Raw genomic sequence first — 16,568 nt, forward strand, 5'->3', positions numbered from 1 at the left:
GTGCAATTCTGCATTCGGCCCTTAATAGCGTTGATGTTGCTTGACTTCCCACGACACCCTTCATATCATGCGCATACATCGATGTATATACATACTTAACGCATCACCTGCTCTGCAGGTCAGCCTTCACCGGACATTCCATGAGCAAGGACATTTGCACCTGCGCCCCCCTGCGCCGTCTCACGCGCCGGATCACCGTGATCTACGACCATCATCTGCACGACAGCGAACTGAGCATCACCCAGTATTCGTTGTTGAGCCGCATCGGCCGCAAGGGCCCGATCGCCAACATCGTGCTGGCGCAGGACATGGGCATGGATCGCAGCACTCTGAGCCGTGCACTCAAGCCCCTGATGGCCGCCGGCTGGGTCGAGACCGTGGACCTGCCCGAGGACGAACTGCTGGACAAGCGCTCCTTCGCGCTGCAGCTCTCGCGCCCGGGTCGCGCCAAGCTGGAAGAGGCCCGCCCGCGCTGGCGCCGCGCCCAGGACGAGATCGATCGCCGCCTCGGCCCCCAGCTTGCGCGTGAATTCAATGACCTCATCGAGGATGCCTACACCCGCCTGCAGGACGCCTGACGCGGCCGCTTGCCCGGTTTGAGCACCCTATGAAGATTGCTTCAGCCAACGATTTCCTCACTCCCATCCCACAAGCTCGCACCGCCCTCCCGACTGGATCGCCATGAACAAACTGACCCAAACGCTGGCCAACGCCGTCGCGCCCCGCTTCCACTATGCCTGGGTAGTGGTGGGCGTGATTTTCCTCGTGCTGCTGTGTTCGGCCGGCATCCGCGCCACGCCCTCGGTGATGATCCTGCCGCTGGAGCAGGAATTCGGCTGGAATCGCTCCACCATCTCGGTGGTGATCTCGGTCAACATCGCGCTCTACGGTCTCATCGGTCCGTTCTCGGCAGCGGCGATGCAGCGCTTCGGCATCCGCCGTGTGGTGCTGGGGGCGCTGGTCCTGCTGGCCAGCGGGACCGCCTTGTCCACCCTCATGCACATGCCCTGGCACATGCTGCTGTCCTGGGGCTTGCTGGTCGGTGCCGGTACCGGCGTGGCCGCCAATACCCTGGGCGCCACCATCGTCAGTCGCTGGTTCGAAACCCGGCGCGGCCTGGCCATGGGCTTGCTGACCGCCAGTGCCGCCACCGGGCAGATGGTGTTCCTGCCGCTGATGGCCTCCATGGTGGGCAGCTATGGCTGGCGCTCGGTGGCTTTCCTGGTCTCGGCGGTGGCACTGCTGGCCATTCCGCTGGTGTGGTTGCTGCTGCCGGAAAATCCGGCTGCCATCGGCCAGAAAATGGTCGGCCAGACCAGCGACACTGCGGACGATGGCCGTTCCAGGCGCAATCCCCTGGCCATCGCCCTGGATGCACTGCGCAGTTCGGTGCGCATGCCCGATTTCTGGCTGCTGTTCATGAGCTTCTTCGTCTGCGGGCTCTCGACCAATGGCTACATCGGCACCCAGTTCATCGCCATGTGCAATGACTACGGCATCAATGAAGTCAGGGGCGCCTCCATCCTGGCCGCCATGGGCATGCTGGACCTGGTCGGCACCACGCTCTCGGGCTGGCTCTCGGATCGCTACAACCCGCGCGTGCTGCTGTTCTGGTACTACGGCCTGCGCGGCCTGGCGCTGATCTTCCTGCCGTACGCCTTCGGCCTGCAGTATTACGGGTTGACCATCTTCGCCATCTTCTACGGCCTGGACTGGATCGCCACGGTGCCGCCCACGGTGCGCCTGGCCAATGATGTCTTCGGTCGCCTGGCCGCGCCCATCGTGTTCGGCTGGATCGTGGCCGGGCACCAGCTGGGGGCCGCCACCGCCACTACCATCGCCGGCTATCTGCGCGCCACGCTGGGCAACTACACGTTGTCGTCGATCATGATGGGCGTGGCCTGCCTCATCGGGGCCGTGCTGGTTTTGCGCATCAAGGGCCATCAGGGGGCGCAGCCGCAAACGGCCAGCGCGTAAATTATTTCACCTGCCTCTTTTGGAGAAGGTCATCTTTCTTGTGGGAGATGACCTTTTTTTTCACATATCGGGCATTTGGTGCAATCGCGGAGACATCCGGGGGCATGCGAGAATCGCTCATCGGCCAGCAGCGGTGCTGGCCTCCTATTGCTCGCTCGATGATGAACAAGACACTCCGGCAATCCCGGCAGCACCCTTGCGCCATGCTGCCCGTCAAGCTTGCGCTGCTGGCCTGCGCGTTCGGCGTGGTGCCAGGCGCGCAAGCCACCCAGGCGCTCATGCCCGCCGTGGACAACAAGACTCCGCTGCTGCTGCCTGCGCAAGCCAGTGCGCGCCCGGCCTTTTTGGCGCGCGCCCAGCGTCGTTTCGATCAGGGCAGTCAGGGCCGCGAGGTCATCGGTGAGCTGCAGGGCGGCTTGTTCTGTAGCCGCAAGAACGAGATCGTCTGGAACCAGGGCAGTGCCGATGTCATGTTGCCGGCCAATGCGCTGTTCCAGCGCTTTCGCAACGAGTTGCAGCAGCATGGCTATCCGGTGCCGACGGCACCGGTCGAACCGCTGTTCGAGGAGAAAGGCGACGATGCCGCCGGCGAGCGTGCGCGCCCGGCTGATTTCAACCTGCAGGTGGGCGTGATCATCACGCAATTGCAGACCAATCTCTGCGCCAAGGGCGGCGACAGCTGGACGGGCGAGGCCTATATCCGGCTGGAATGGCAGGTGTTCGCACCCGAGCAGCGCAAGGTGATCTATCGCGCCACCACTGAAGGAGTGTTCCGCTCACGCGAGCGCAGCCTCGATGGCACCGCGCCGCCGATTCCGATGGAAGCCTTTGGCGTGGCGGTGCGCAACCTGCTGGCCGATCCCCGCTTCGCCCTGGCCTTGCAGTCCCCCTATGACAGCGTGGCCGCCGCCGCCAACGGCCGCGCCAGTGGTGAGGCCACGCGTGCCCCCGTCGCCTTGCCGCCGGGCAGTGCGCTGCCGATCGACAACCAGCCGACCGAACCCGGCGGGACCGAGATCGCCAGGCTGATGCCCGATCTGCGTTCGGCCGTGGTGACGGTGTTTGCTGAGCGGGGTTCCGGAACCGGCTTCTACATCGGCAGTTCCGGCTGGTTGCTGACCAACCAGCACGTGATCGGCCAGGCGCGCGCCGTGCGGGTACGCCTGCCGAGCGGACGCGAACTGCTGGCCGAGGTCGTGCGGGTGGATGCAGCGCGTGACATCGCGCTGCTCAAGACCGAAGCGCCGGGGGTACGACCGATGCCACTGCGCACCGGCGAGCCGGGCATCGGCGAAGACGTCTATGCGCTGGGTTCCCCGCTGGGAGATGCGTTCAATGCCACGCTCACGCGCGGCATCCTCAGTGGTGTGCGCAAGGTGCGCGACCTGGAGTTCCTGCAGAGCGACGTGGCGATCCTGCCAGGCAGCAGTGGCGGGCCCCTGCTGGACAAGTCGGGCCAGGTGATCGGCATTACCGTGGCCGGGCTCGGCGCCAAGGGAATGGCCGGGATGAATTTCTTCATCCCGGTGGGCAGCGCCATCGAGCGCCTGCAACTGCAATTGCGGAACCCGGAGCCGCGCAAGCCTTGATCCGGTGCAGTCCGGCGCACCGGTGGCTGTTGGTATCGCTACCAGCGGCGATGCTAAAATGCCGCCCATGCCCGAACATAGTACCTTCCCCCCCGATTCCTCCATGGATGCGAACCGCAGCGCGCGCGACGACGACAGCACCGAACCGCGCCGTCGTGGTCCGCGCAAGAGTGCCGGCGGCATCACCCTGCGCGACGTGGCGCAGCTGGCCGGGGTGGCACCGATCACCGCCTCGCGGGCGTTGAACACACCGGCGGCGGTCTCGCCCAAGGTCTTGCAGAAGGTGCGCGAGGCGGTCGAGAAGACCGGCTACGTCCCCAACCTGCTGGCCGGTGGACTGGCCTCCAACAAGAGCCGCCTGGTGGCGGTGGTAGTGCCCACCGTCATCGGACCGGTGTTCCAGGAAATCGTCCACACCCTCACCGAAGCCCTGGCGGCGGCCGGTTACCAGGTCATGCTGGGCCAGAGCGGTTACGAAAACTCGCGCGAAGATGCACTGCTCGAAGCCATCATCGGTCGTCGTCCCGATGGCGTGGTGCTCACCGGCATCATGCGTTCGGCCGAGGCGCGCAAACGTCTGCTGGCCAGCGGCATTCCGGTGGTGGAGACCTGGGACCTGACCCCCACGCCCATCGACATGCTGGTGGGCTTCTCGCACGAGGCCATCGGCCGGGAGGTGGCGCGCTACCTGCATGCGCGTGGTCGCCACAAGGTGGCCGTGGTGGGCGGACGCGATGAACGCAGCCAGCGGCGCATGAATGCCTTTGCCGACGAATGCGCGGCGCTGGGCATGCAGCAGGGCAGGGCCTGCGTGCCGATGTATCACGTCACTGCGCCCACCACACTGGGCCAGGGACGCCAGGGCCTGGCCGAACTGCTGCAGGCACGGCCCGACCTGGATGCCATCTTCTGCAGTTCCGACCTGCTGGCCCTGGGGGTGATGATCGAGGCGCAGAGCCGCGCGATTTCCATCCCCGGACAACTGGCCGTGGTCGGGTTCGGCGATCTCGAATTCTCCCGCGACCTGCAGCCGCGCCTGACCACCGTGCGCATCGATGGCACCGGCATCGGCCAGCGGGCAGCACGCTTCATCATCGACCGCGCCTCGGGCATCGAGGTCAATGAACGCATCGTCGATGTCGGCTTCTCCATCATTGCGCGCGACAGCGCCTGAGTTTCCCCCTCTGCCTTTCATCCTCGCCCTGCCGAGATTTTAATGATGCCTTGAGGCAACAGAAAATCCTCATTGACATCTCAATTTGGTACCGCTACCATTCTTTCATTCGAATTTGGTACCGCTACCAAATCACGTCCTATCTTTTCCGCAAGGGAGAACGCTTCTCATGACTCAGACTTCTGCTTCCGTAACGTCCTCGATGTCTTCGCCGGACCTGCACAAGGGGGCGCCGCGCGTGACCGCCATGCGCGTCATCCCGGTGGCCGGGCATGACAGCATGCTGTTGAACCTGTCCGGGGCGCACGGTCCGTATTTCACGCGCAACATCGTCATCCTCACCGATAGTGCGGGCAACACTGGCGTGGGCGAAGTGCCGGGCGGGGAGGGCATCCGCCAGACACTGGAGGATGCACGCGCACTGGTGGTGGGCCAGTCCATCGGTAACGTACAGGGCATCCTCAACCGTGCACGTACCGCATTTGCGGACCGCGATGTGGGCGGGCGCGGCCTGCAGACCTTTGACCTGCGCATCGCCATCCACGCGGTGACCGCGCTGGAGGCCGCCTTGCTGGATCTGCTGGGCAAGTTCCTTGACGTACCGGTGGCGGCCCTGCTGGGCGAAGGCCAGCAGCGTGACGAGGTGGAGATGCTGGGCTATCTCTTCTACGTGGGCGACCGCAACAAGACCGATCTGCCTTACCTGGCTGCGCCCGAGGCCGACGACGACTGGCTGCGTCTGCGCCATGAAGCCGCACTCACGCCGCAGGCCGTGGTGCGCCTGGCCGAGGCGGCCTATGCCCGCTATGGTTTCAATGACTTCAAGCTCAAGGGCGGCGTCATGCGCGGCGAGGACGAGATCGCTGCCGTCACGGCCCTGGCCGAGCGCTTCCCCAAGGCGCGCATCACACTGGACCCCAACGGTGGCTGGCTGCTCAAGGATGCGATCCGCCTGTGTCGGGATCAGCACGATGTGCTGGCCTACGCGGAAGATCCCTGCGGCGCCGAGGACGGTTATTCGGGCCGCGAAGTGATGGCTGAATTCCGCCGTGCCACCGGCTTGCAGACCGCGACCAACATGGTGGCGACCGACTGGCGCCAGATGGGTCATGCGATCTCGCTGCAATCGGTGGACATCCCGCTGGCCGATCCGCATTTCTGGACCCTGCAGGGCTCGGTGCGCGTGGCGCAGATGTGCCATGAGTGGGGCCTGACCTGGGGTTCGCATTCGAACAATCACTTCGACATTTCGCTGGCCATGTTTACGCACGTTGCGGCCGCGGCGCCCGGCAAGATCACGGCCATCGATACTCACTGGATCTGGCAGGACGGCCAGCACCTCACGCGTGAACCGCTGAAGATCATCGGGGGCAAGGTGCAGGTGCCGCGCAAGCCGGGCCTGGGCGTGGAGCTGGACATGGCGCAGGTGGAAGCGGCGCACCAGACCTATCGCAACATGGGGCTGGGCGCGCGCGATGACGCGGTGGCCATGCAGTACCTCATCCCGGGCTGGAAGTTCGATCCCAAGAAACCTTGCCTGGTGCGTTGAGCACGAAACTTCCGGTTTTTCAGCAGGGCCGCGACAAGAGCGCGCTGCAAGCGCCGGCGGCCTGAATTTTCTTTCATCCACCGTCAGTACGGGCTCAACAGAGGAGACAACCCGTGAATCCATCCCAGTCATCCCCCGCCGGCAACCTGGCGCTCACCTCGGCGGTGAGCAAGATCAAGTGGCGCATCCTGCCGCTGTTCGTGGCCATGTTCATCATCAACTACATCGACCGCGTCAACATTGGTTTCGTGCGCAGTCATCTCTCCACCGACCTGGGGATCGGTGCCGCCGCCTTCGGGCTGGGGGCAGGCTTGTTCTTCGTCGGCTATGCGATCTTTGAAGTCCCTTCCAACATGCTGCTGCAACGCTATGGCGCCCGCGCCTGGTTGACGCGCATCATGTTCACCTGGGGCCTGGTGGCGGCCTGCATGGCCTTCGTGCAGAGCGAGACCAGTTTCTATGTCATGCGCTTCCTGCTGGGAGTGGCCGAGGCCGGATTCTTCCCGGGTGTGGTGTATTACTTCACGCAATGGCTGCCCAACCATGAGCGCGGCCGGGCGATGGCCATCTTCCTGTCGGGCTCGGCGATTGCCTCCATCCTCTCCGGCCCGATCACCGGCGCGCTGTTGCTCATCGAGGGCGGCGGCCTGCATGGCTGGCAGTGGATGTTCATCATTGAAGGTGCGGCATCGATGGTGTTCTGCGTGGTGGTGTGGCTGGTGCTGGACTCGAGTCCGCGCGATGCGAAGTGGCTCTCTGCGGAGCAACGCGAGGCACTGGCTACGGTCATCGCGGCCGAGCAGGAGCAACGCGCGGCCAATCGTCCGGCGCATGTGTCGGCGCTGACACTGCTGCGCGATCCGCAGATCGTGTTGTTCTGCCTGATCTATTTCGCCATCCAGCTCACCATTTACGGTGCGACCTTCTGGTTGCCGACCATCATCAAGAAGATGGGGCACTTCAATGATTTCCAGGTGGGCCTGTTCAACACGATCCCATGGATCGTGGCCATTGGAGCGATGTATCTCTTCGCGGTGCTGGCGGCGCGGCACAAGAAGCCGCAGATGTGGGTGGCCACGGCATTGGTGATTTCGGCCGTCGGCATGGCCATCTCGGCCTCGACCGGTCCGGTGATCGGCTTCGCGGCAGTGTGTTTCGCCGCCCTCGGGTTCAAGGCAGCCTCGTCGCTGTTCTGGCCGATTCCGCAAGCCTACCTGGATGCCCGCATTGCAGCGGCGGTGCTGGCACTGGTCAATTCGCTGGGCAACCTGGGTGGCTTCTTCGCGCCGGCGACCTTCGGCTATCTGGAGCAGAAGACCGGTTCCATCGAGGGCGGTCTGTATGCCTTGTCGGCAGCCTCGCTGGTGGCGGCGGTGCTGGTGTTCCTGGCCCGTACGCGGCCTTCGGCGCAGGATGGCGGTGATGCGGTTCAGGCACAGGGCGAGGCGGTGGCCAAGCGCGCGGCCTGAGCGCTTCACAGTATTGGTTTCTCCGAGGTCTTTCCTCGTTTGCCCCGTGTCTCTGGTGGTAGCCAGAGGCCGGGGCATCTTTGTATATACAGATCAGAACCTGTCCAGCAAGTCGGGATGCTTTTCAACCCGGAAATGGGCTTGTGCATCGATATAGACATCCACCCGGCTGAAGGGCGGGCCAATTTCTACGCCTTCGTCGTTGACAAAAGGCGTGCTGACAATGACCCAGAAATCTTCGCCGGGGAACATGGGCGTGTAGAATCGAACGCTTTGGCCGGGGTTGAGATGGTCGCGGATGAGGTCGTGTTCTGGATTTTGCGGCGGGAATTCTCCATAAATTACGATGAACAATTGGTCTGCTTCGGTCTGCGGCGAGCATACCGGACCCGGCAAAACTATAATGGCACCCTGCAATCCGCCATCACGGCGGAACAGTCGCCGCCTCCCCGGTGGCGGGACATCAAGGCAGCATGGCCATGGACACCCTCTATCACCTGATCGAGCAATACGGTCTGATCCTCGTTTTCGTCAACGTGCTGGTCGAGCAGTTGGGCGCGCCGGTGCCGGCATACCCCACGCTGATCATCACCGGCGCGCTCTCGGCCACTGGCCGCTATTCGCCGGCGCTGTTGCTGCTGCTGGCGGTGAGCGCGGCACTGATCGCCGACTACTGCTGGTATCTGGCCGGGCGCCGTTATGGCCGCCGGATCATGACGCAGCTGTGCCGTATTTCGCTCTCGCCGGATTCCTGCGTGCGCCAGACCGAATCGATCTACCTGCGCTGGGGCGCGCGTTCGTTGCTGGTGGCCAAGTTCATTCCGGGATTCGCCTCGATCGCCAGCGCGCTTTCCGGCACCATGGGTACGCGCCGCCTCAGCTTCGTATTGTGGGATGCGGCAGGGAGTGCCCTGTGGGCAGGACTGGGGATTTTTCTCGGGTCGCTGTTCAGCTCGGCGGTGGATGATCTGCTCAACGTGCTGGCCGAGTTGGGCCACTACGGCATGCTCATGATTGCCGTGGCGCTGGCTGCCTTCGTGGCCAACCGTTGGTGGCAGCGTCGGCGTTTTCGCAAGTCGCTGGAGATGGCGCGCATCTCGGTCGATGAGTTGAATACCCTGCTCGAAGAGGGCAATGCGCCCACCATCATCGATGTGCGCTCGCCGATGTCGCAGCAGGATGGTCGCATTCCGGGGGCGCTGACGATCTCCAACCAGGAGATCCAGACCTTCGTCTTCGATGGCCCTGTCGAGGGCGAGGTGGTGGTCTATTGCGCCTGTCCCAATGAAGCCTCGGCGGCCATGGTAGCGCGCCAGTTGATGCGGCGCGGCTATACGCGGGTGCGTCCGCTGACCGGCGGCATCGATGCCTGGCGCGCGGCGGGCTACGCCATCGACGTCTGAATCGCGGTGCCCTGGCGGATGGTCTTGGTGACCGGGGTCTTTTCGCAGATCTCGGCCAGGCGGGTCAACTGCTCTTGAGTGAGCGTATTGCCGAAGCTGATCTTGCGGGTGATGGTTTCCAATCCGCTGTCGTCTCGCCCGAAGTGGGCATCCACCGAAATGCTGCCCAGGTCCCAGCCCTTGCGGTCGGCATACATGCGTAGCGTCAGCGAGGTGCAGGAGGCCAGTGCGGCCAGCAGCAATTCATACGGGGCCGGGCCGGTGTCCTTGCCGCCATTGCTTTCGGGTTCATCGGACTTGAGCTGGTGGATGCGCGCCTTGATGTCCTGGGCGTAGCCGGCGGCATTGTGCAGGGTGACGTGGGCCATGAGGGTCTCCGTGGGGTGAAGGTGGGGATGGACGATTGTGGCACAGGCGGGCCGTGCGATCTTGTATTTTCCTGCCGTGCTGCGGGCGAAAAAAAACCACGCTTGCACGTGGTTTTTTCTTGCCCGGAAGCCTGTGGATCAAGCGAAGTTCTTGGCCACGAAGTCCCAGTTGATGATGCCCCAGTAGTTTTCGACGTACTTGGCGCGTGCATTGCGGTAGTCGATGTAGTAGGCGTGTTCCCACACGTCCACGGTCAACAGCGGCTTGCTGTCGGTGGTCAGCGGGGTGCCGGCGCCGGTGGTGTTGACGATGTCCAGGGTGCCGTCAGCCTTCTTGACCAGCCAGGTCCAGCCGGAACCGAAGTTGCCCAGGCCCTGCTTGGTGAACTCGGCCTTGAAGGCGTCGAAAGAACCCCACTTGGCGTTGATGGCGTCAGCCAGCGCGCCGCTCGGAGCGCCTTGGCCCTTCGGGGTCAGGCCGTTCCAGTAGAAGGTGTGGTTCCACACCTGGGCAGCGTTGTTGAAGATGCCGCCGGAAGATTTCTTGATGATCTCTTCCAGGGACAGGTTTTCGAATTCGGTACCCGGGATCAGGTTGTTCAGGTTGGTCACATAGGTCTGATGGTGCTTGCCATAGTGATATTCCAGGGTTTCCTTGGAAATCGTGGGCGCCAGCGCGTCCAGATCGTAAGGCAGTGCCGGAAGGGTATGTGCCATGATGAATCCTTTCAGTCTTGTTGGTTTGCTACGAAGGGGTCTTTTCCGAACCTGAGATTCTAAAGCGGAAGACAATTCTTTGCACTCGGTCAAATCTTGCGCGCGTCAGGCGGGCATCGGCCTCCAGTGCGGCAATGCGAATGGTTCCCAATGGCAGGAGCCGGTCGCCGGTGCAAGGAACTTCATAGATGCCAGTCCCCGCAAGACGTTCCAGCTCATCTGCACATCCGCATCCGACCGCAACGGGCGTAATACGGCAGTCTGGCCTGTATTTCACCGGAACATGCTTATGCCAAAAAAGTCTGCCACAGCTGTCAAGCAGGGCAACCGGATCACCTCAATCCAGCCGCGGCTGCACGCTGGCAATGCCGACCTCGGCGCTGCCTTCAGCCAGGCGGATGGTGACCTCGCTGCGTGCGGCCAGCTCGGCCGGGGCGTGCAAGACACGTCCGTGGCGATCGCTGACGATGGCGTAGCCTCGTTCCAGCGTGCGTTGCGGATTCAGTAGTTCGAGTTGCGTGGTCAGGCCCGCCAGCGCCTGCCGCTGGCGCAACTGCCGGGCGGCCTGGGCCCCTTGCAGGCGTCGCGTCAGGTCCAGCAGGTCGCGGCGGGCGTGGGCGGTGTCGGGCATCTGGTGCGACAGATGGGTAGCCAGTTGCTGCAGGTGATGGCGCATGCGGGTCAGCGGCACGCGCGTAGCGTGGGCGAGCCGGGTTTGCAGCGCGGCCAGCTTGACGCGTTCGTGCTGTATATACGCACCCGGGTTGACCAGGCGGCGTGAGAGCCAATCCACGGTCTGCGTTTTTTCGGTCAGGCTTCTGCGCAGCGCCCGGGTCAGGTCGTTGGCATGGCTGCGCAGCTCGGCCAGCCAGTCCTCGCGGGCGGTGGCGGCCAGCTCGGCGGCGGCGGTGGGAGTGGGTGCGCGCAGGTCGGCGGCGAAGTCGGCAATGGTGAAATCGGTTTCGTGCCCCACGCCGGAAATCACCGGCATGCGCGCCGCCACGATGGCCCGCGCCACCACCTCTTCATTGAAGGACCACAGGTCCTCGATGCTGCCCCCGCCCCGGCAGACCAGCAGGACTTCGCATTCGCCACGCTCGGAGGCGCTCTGGATGGCGTTGGCGATGCGTTGGGCCGCGCCTTCGCCCTGCACGGGCGTGGGGTAGAGCACCACTTCCACATGCGGCGCGCGGCGGCGCAGGGTGGTCAGTACGTCGCGCAGGGCCGCCGCCTGGGGGCTGGTGACGATGCCGATGCGACGCGGGAAGCCCGGCAGGGCGCGTTTGCGCTCACGGTCGAAGAGCCCCTCGCGTTCCAGCCTTTCCTTGAGCTGTACGAAGGCGGCGTAAAGATCGCCGACCCCCGAGCGACGGATGGCTTCCACGTTGAGCTGGTAATCGCCGCGCGGGGCGTACAGCGTCACCAGCGTGCGCACCTCGACCTTGTCGCCCTCGCGCGGCATGAAACCGGCGTATTGCGCGCGGCCTTTGAACATCACCGCGCGCACCTGGGCGCCGTCATCCTTGAGGTTGAAATACCAGTGGCCGGAGGCGGCGCGGGTGAAATTGGAAATCTCGCCCTTGACCCAGATCAGCGGGAAATTGCGCTCCAGCATGCGTGCCACCGCCTGATTCAGGGCCGAGACGGTGAGCATGGGCGGGCCGCCCTCGGTGGCGCCGGTCGCCGGCAAGGTGTCGGAACGGGGGCGGGCGGTGGGGAAGGGCGGGAACTTGTCGGCAGGCATGGGACGCAGAGACTCCAGGGGCGATACAATGCCGCATTGTAAAGCCAAGCCGGCTGCGCTTGCCGAGCCGCACACAACCGGCTACATTCTGCACCGCAGAAACGGCTGTGTCGCGACAGCGTCGCCGCCTGCCCCGGATTCACCGCTCATCCGCATTTCATTAGGAGTACGTTTTGCTCGCCATCATCCTCGCCGCCGGCTGGCCGATCTGGCCCTTGCTGATCGCTTCCATCATCGGCCTGGCGCTGGTCATCGAAAGACTGGTCTACCTGCGCCGCACCCGTATCCTGCCGCCGGACCTGCTGGGCGAAGTGGTCCGGGTCTACCAGAGCGGGCGGGTCAATGAGGACGTGATCGACAAGCTGGAACAGAATTCCCCGCTGGGCCAGGTACTGGCTGCGGGCCTGCGCAATGTCGATGCCCCGCGCGAAGTGATGAAGGAAGCCATCGAGGAAGCCGGTCAGGCCGCCGCGCATCGGCTGGAACGCTTCCTCACCACACTGGGCACGATCGCCTCGCTGGCGCCGTTGATGGGCCTGTTCGGTACGGTGGTCGGGATGATCGAGATCTTCGCCTCGCAGAACGCCGTCGGGACCAATCCGGCGCAGCTGGCGCATGGCATTTCCATTGCGCTCTACAACACCGGGTTCGGGCTGGCCATTGCCATGCCGGCGCTGGTGTTCTATCGCCATTTCCGCGCGCAGGTCGACGGCTTCGTGGTGGACATGGAGCAGCAGGCGGTCAAGTTCGTGGACATCGTCCACGACGTGCGCCGCTGATTGCGCAGGCTGGAGAACCGCATGAACTTCCGCAAGGGACGCCCCCGCGAAGACCTGGAGATCAATCTGATCCCCTTCATCGATGTGCTGCTGGTGATCGTGATCTTCCTGATGGTCACCACCACCTACAGCAAGTTCACCGCGCTGCAGATCACGCTGCCTACGGCCGATGCACAGAAGGCACTGGAACAGCCCTTCGAGATCAACATCGCAGTCGACGCCAATGGCCGCTACGCGGTCAACAACAAGCGCATCGCCGCGCGCGATGCACAGGGCCTGTCGGAGGAGATGCAGGCGGCGGTCAAGGCCAGTGGCAGCAAGGTCGATCCGGTCATCATCATCAATGCCGATGCACTGGCGACGCACCAGACCGTGATCAACGTGCTGGAGGCCGCGCGCATGGCGGGGTATCCCAAGGTGACCTTCGCGGCGCAGTCGAGCAGCAAGTAGTGCGCAGCAGGTCTTGCTGAAAATTTACAAATGGCTTCACGTCATCCCAAAGCGATGGCGCCCCGGCCAGGCCCCGCCTGGCCCTCGTTTTTTTTATTCACTGGAACAAGAAAATGGCCGAATCCAGGCCCTCCGCCGAAGCCATCCTGACCCGTGCCTGGCAAGGTCGCGGTCTGCTGGCCTGCCTGCTGTGGCCGCTGTCGCTGCTCTTCGGCACGCTGGCGGCGCTGCGCCGTGCGCTCTTTGCGCTCGGCATCAAGCGCGCAGAGCGGCTGCCGGTGCCGGTGATCGTGGTAGGCAACGTGTTCGTCGGTGGCACTGGCAAGACCCCGTTTGCGATCTGGCTCATCGAAGCCTTGCGTGCTGCCGGCCGCAATCCTGGTGTGATTTCACGTGGCTATGGCGGCGGTGCAGAACAGGTGCAGGAGGTCATGGCCGATGCGGCGGCGGCCGAGGTGGGTGACGAGCCTTTGCTGATGGTTCAGCGCACGGCCGTGCCGCTGGTGGTGGGACGGCGTCGCGTCCAGGCCGGGCGCGCCTTGCTGGCGCGGCATCCGGAAGTTGATGTGATCATTTCCGATGATGGCCTGCAGCACTACGCCCTGGCGCGCGACATCGAGATCGTGCTCTCGGACGCGCGCGGCGTGGGCAATGGCTGGCTGCTGCCGGCCGGGCCGTTGCGCGAGCCGGCTTCGCGCCGACGCGATTTTTCGGTGCTCAACGTGGGTGTGCAGGGCGTGGCGCCCGCGGGCTTGTACGCCATGCGGCTGCAGGCGGACCAGGCCGTGCAGCTGGCGCCCCCCGGTGCGCACAGGCCGCTGGCCCGGATGGGCGAGGGTGGTCTGCGGCTGGCGGCGGTGGCGGGAATCGGCAATCCGGAGCGTTTTTTCGCTACCCTGCAGGGTGCGGGTTTGTCCTTTGCGCGCCATCCCTTGCCTGACCATTTTGACTTTGCCAGCGATCCCTTTGCCGGCCTTGCGGCCGATGTCATCCTGATCACGGAAAAGGATGCAGTAAAATGCAGGGCTATTGAGGCCATCCGAAACGACCCGCGCATCTGGGTCGTGCCTGTCTCGGCGCGCATCGACGGCGCGCTGGCTGAACACATAGTGGAGAAACTCCGTGAATGCCCGACTGCTTGATATCCTGGTTTGCCCCCTCTGCAAGGGCCCGTTGGACTATGACAAGAAAGCCCAGGAACTGATCTGCAAGGCAGACAAGCTGGCTTACCCCATCCGTGATGGCATCCCCATCATGTGGGCCGACGAAGCGCGCGAACTGGCGGCTGCCCCGGCAGCCTGAGTCCGGCGCCTGTCTCTTGATTCCCGATTTCTGCCTTCCTGCTGCGGTTGATTCCATGACCTTCACCGTCATCATCCCGGCGCGCCTGGCTTCCACGCGCCTGCCCAACAAGCCCCTGGCCGACCTCGGCGGCAAGCCCATGATCGTGCGCGTGGCCGAGCGGGCCGCGCTCTCGGGGGCGGCCCGCATCATCGTGGCCACCGACCATCACGACATCCACGCCGCCTGCGAGCAGCATGGCATCGCCGTGGCCATGACCCGCGCCGATCACCCTTCCGGCACCGACCGCATCGCCGAAGTGGCCGCCGCGCTGGGCCTGGGTGAGGATGAAGTGGTGGTCAATGTGCAGGGCGACGAGCCGCTGATCGATCCCGGCCTGATCGCCGCCACCGCCGCCCACATCAAGGCTGGCGTGCCCATGGCCACGGCCGCGCACGCCATCGAGACCGCCGAGGATGCCTTCAATCCCAACGTGGTCAAGGTGGTGTTGAACAAGGAAGGCTGCGCCATGTATTTCTCGCGGGCCACCATTCCCTGGCATCGCGACGCCTTCGCCAAGTCACGTGACACGCTGCCCGACGCCAGCGGCCCCGATCACGCCAATGAATACGTGCCGCTGCGCCATATCGGCCTGTATGCCTACAGCAACCGCTTCCTGCAGCTCTACCCGACGCTGGCCCCGGCCCCGCTGGAACGCATCGAGGCGCTGGAACAGTTGCGCGTGCTCTGGCACGGCCATGCCATCGCGGTCCACGTGACCTCGCTGGTGCCGGAAGCCGGCGTCGATACGCCCGAGGATCTGTTGCGCGTGCGCAAGCATTTCGAGCTGCCGCCCGACAGTGCGCTGGTGCAGACCATCTCCGCCCTGTGATGTTGGCGCGGCAGGCATGATCCGGCGCAAGGCCGGACGGATCGGCCTGCTGTAAGTTCCGTGTCAAGCTGACACGACACAATCAGAGTCCGGAGACTGCTTAAAAATCAGGCGTTTGTCATGGTTCGGTAAGATTTTGTGGTAAGTTTCGTCCCGGAGCTGATGCAAAACGGCGCGCAAACAAGCTGCATAACCGTCCAGATGGTAGCGATCCTCTGCCATCACGTCGCAAAAGAATTCAAGCATTCATATTTCAGAAACCCTCAATTTAGGAAACGACATGCGCCTCATCCTTTTAGGAGCGCCTGGTGCCGGTAAAGGCACGCAAGCCACTTTTATCAAGGAAAAATTCAACATTCCGCAAATCTCCACCGGCGACATGCTGCGCGCGGCCGTGGCGGCGGGAACCGAACTTGGCATCGCGGCCAAGAAGGTGATGGATGCGGGCGGCCTGGTTTCCGACGACATCATCATTGGTCTGGTCAAGGATCGCCTGCAACAGGCTGACTGTGCCAATGGCTACCTCTTCGACGGCTTCCCGCGCACCACGCGTCAGGCCGATGCGATGAAGGAAGCGGGCGTGGCCATCGACTACGTGCTGGAAATCGACGTGCCCGACAGCGCCATCGTCGAACGCATGAGCGGTCGCCGCGTGCACCCGGGTTCGGGCCGCACCTATCACGTCAAGTTCAACCCGCCCAAGGTCGAGGGCAAGGATGACCTGACCGGCGAAGCGCTGATCCAGCGCGACGACGACAAGGAAGAAACCGTCAAGAAGCGCCTGGCCGTGTATCACGAACAGACCGAAGTGCTGGTGGGCTATTACGGTGACTGGGCCAAGTCGGGCCAGCCGGGCGCACCCAAGTATCGCAAGATCGCCGGCGTCGGTCCGGTGGAAGAAATCAGGGATCGTGCATTTGCCGCCCTGGCGGAGTAAAGTGAAGCGGACTTCGGTCCGCTTTTTTTATGCTGTTGCTGTTGATGCAGTCAGCACGGCAGTACGCAAAAACTAAGTAAACCGATCACCGGTAGTGACGCCCGCCCGAGGACGTTGCACTGGCGGCCCGGCAAGACAGAACAAGTCCAATAAAAAGGGCGACGCAATTTGCAGGCGCAGTATCGGCCGCGACGAACCGGAACAGCAGAACCCGGACGGCGCAGCCGATGTTCGTGATT

17 protein-coding genes are annotated in these 16,568 nt (G+C 63.9%); 13 read left to right on the forward strand and 4 right to left on the reverse strand.

The genetic code is table 11. The annotated features are described in order from the left end of the window. Positions 1 to 140 precede the first annotated feature (140 nt). The 6 genes from ACODSZ_RS20885 to ACODSZ_RS20910 all read left to right on the forward strand — a co-directional run bounded on the left by ACODSZ_RS20885 (position 141) and on the right by ACODSZ_RS20910 (position 7,758). Positions 141 to 578: a MarR family winged helix-turn-helix transcriptional regulator gene (locus ACODSZ_RS20885; protein ID WP_488928467.1), complete on the forward strand. Its 438-nt coding sequence runs from the start codon at positions 141 to 143 to the stop codon at positions 576 to 578. Between the two features lie 103 nt (positions 579 to 681). After that, positions 682 to 1,977: an MFS transporter gene (locus ACODSZ_RS20890; protein WP_175344660.1), complete on the forward strand. Its 1,296-nt coding sequence runs from the start codon at positions 682 to 684 to the stop codon at positions 1,975 to 1,977. A 203-nt stretch (positions 1,978 to 2,180) separates the two neighbouring features. After that, positions 2,181 to 3,566 (forward strand): S1C family serine protease, encoded by a 1,386-nt coding sequence (locus ACODSZ_RS20895; protein WP_237713508.1) that lies wholly within the window; start codon positions 2,181 to 2,183, stop codon positions 3,564 to 3,566. 103 nt (positions 3,567 to 3,669) lie between these two features. Next, on the forward strand, positions 3,670 to 4,740 hold the full coding sequence (locus ACODSZ_RS20900; protein ID WP_488928468.1) for a LacI family DNA-binding transcriptional regulator: 1,071 nt from the start codon (positions 3,670 to 3,672) through the stop codon (positions 4,738 to 4,740). Positions 4,741 to 4,909: 169 nt separating this feature from the next. Further along, the gene (gene gudD / locus ACODSZ_RS20905; RefSeq protein WP_488928469.1) at positions 4,910 to 6,289 is read left to right on the forward strand and encodes a glucarate dehydratase; all 1,380 of its coding nucleotides are present in this window, start codon (positions 4,910 to 4,912) and stop codon (positions 6,287 to 6,289) included. A gap of 113 nt (positions 6,290 to 6,402) precedes the next feature. Further along, complete coding sequence (locus ACODSZ_RS20910) at positions 6,403 to 7,758, forward strand: MFS transporter (RefSeq protein ID WP_008326370.1); 1,356 nt, start codon at positions 6,403 to 6,405, stop codon at positions 7,756 to 7,758. A 93-nt stretch (positions 7,759 to 7,851) separates the two neighbouring features. Here ACODSZ_RS20910 and ACODSZ_RS20915 read toward each other — a convergent pair whose 3' ends face one another. Next, positions 7,852 to 8,112 carry a hypothetical protein gene (locus ACODSZ_RS20915; protein ID WP_488928470.1) on the reverse strand — a complete coding sequence of 87 codons (261 nt, stop codon included), beginning with the start codon at positions 8,110 to 8,112 and terminating at the stop codon, positions 7,852 to 7,854. Positions 8,113 to 8,237: 125 nt separating this feature from the next. Between ACODSZ_RS20915 and ACODSZ_RS20920 the strand changes: the two genes are divergently transcribed. Continuing rightward, a complete protein-coding gene (locus ACODSZ_RS20920) occupies positions 8,238 to 9,161 on the forward strand; it encodes a DedA family protein/thiosulfate sulfurtransferase GlpE (protein WP_175344678.1) in 924 nt (307 codons plus the stop codon). Here the strand turns inward: ACODSZ_RS20920 and ACODSZ_RS20925 are convergent. The 3 genes from ACODSZ_RS20925 to xseA all read right to left on the reverse strand — a co-directional run bounded on the left by ACODSZ_RS20925 (position 9,143) and on the right by xseA (position 11,990). Further along, the gene (locus tag ACODSZ_RS20925; protein ID WP_008326374.1) at positions 9,143 to 9,529 is read right to left on the reverse strand and encodes an OsmC family protein; all 387 of its coding nucleotides are present in this window, start codon (positions 9,527 to 9,529) and stop codon (positions 9,143 to 9,145) included. The genes ACODSZ_RS20920 and ACODSZ_RS20925 overlap by 19 nt on opposite strands. 138 nt (positions 9,530 to 9,667) lie before the next feature. Further along, positions 9,668 to 10,246: a superoxide dismutase [Fe] gene (gene sodB / locus ACODSZ_RS20930; RefSeq protein ID WP_175344665.1), complete on the reverse strand. Its 579-nt coding sequence runs from the start codon at positions 10,244 to 10,246 to the stop codon at positions 9,668 to 9,670. A 337-nt stretch (positions 10,247 to 10,583) separates the two neighbouring features. Beyond that, entirely contained in the window at positions 10,584 to 11,990 is a 1,407-nt protein-coding gene (gene xseA / locus ACODSZ_RS20935; protein WP_488928471.1) for an exodeoxyribonuclease VII large subunit, read from the reverse strand. Positions 11,991 to 12,163: 173 nt separating this feature from the next. On the opposite strand from xseA, the gene ACODSZ_RS20940 reads away from it, so the two are divergent. The 6 genes from ACODSZ_RS20940 to adk all read left to right on the forward strand — a co-directional run bounded on the left by ACODSZ_RS20940 (position 12,164) and on the right by adk (position 16,329). Continuing rightward, on the forward strand, positions 12,164 to 12,769 hold the full coding sequence (locus tag ACODSZ_RS20940; protein WP_008326395.1) for a MotA/TolQ/ExbB proton channel family protein: 606 nt from the start codon (positions 12,164 to 12,166) through the stop codon (positions 12,767 to 12,769). 21 nt (positions 12,770 to 12,790) lie between these two features. Beyond that, on the forward strand, positions 12,791 to 13,219 hold the full coding sequence (locus ACODSZ_RS20945) for an ExbD/TolR family protein (RefSeq protein ID WP_175344667.1): 429 nt from the start codon (positions 12,791 to 12,793) through the stop codon (positions 13,217 to 13,219). A gap of 113 nt (positions 13,220 to 13,332) precedes the next feature. Next, positions 13,333 to 14,361, forward strand: coding sequence for a tetraacyldisaccharide 4'-kinase (gene lpxK / locus ACODSZ_RS20950; RefSeq protein ID WP_488928472.1), 1,029 nt, complete (start codon positions 13,333 to 13,335; stop codon positions 14,359 to 14,361). Continuing rightward, a complete protein-coding gene (locus ACODSZ_RS20955; RefSeq protein ID WP_034349859.1) occupies positions 14,342 to 14,521 on the forward strand; it encodes a Trm112 family protein in 180 nt (59 codons plus the stop codon). Before lpxK ends, ACODSZ_RS20955 begins: the two co-directional genes overlap by 20 nt. Positions 14,522 to 14,576: 55 nt before the next feature. Further along, positions 14,577 to 15,392, forward strand: a complete 816-nt coding sequence (kdsB, locus tag ACODSZ_RS20960) for a 3-deoxy-manno-octulosonate cytidylyltransferase (protein ID WP_034349860.1) — start codon at positions 14,577 to 14,579, stop codon at positions 15,390 to 15,392. A 280-nt stretch (positions 15,393 to 15,672) separates the two neighbouring features. Further along, positions 15,673 to 16,329, forward strand: coding sequence for an adenylate kinase (adk, locus tag ACODSZ_RS20965; RefSeq protein WP_008326404.1), 657 nt, complete (start codon positions 15,673 to 15,675; stop codon positions 16,327 to 16,329). Positions 16,330 to 16,568 lie beyond the last annotated feature (239 nt).

The sequence above is a fragment of the Herbaspirillum sp. FG34 genome (assembly GCF_057809315.1).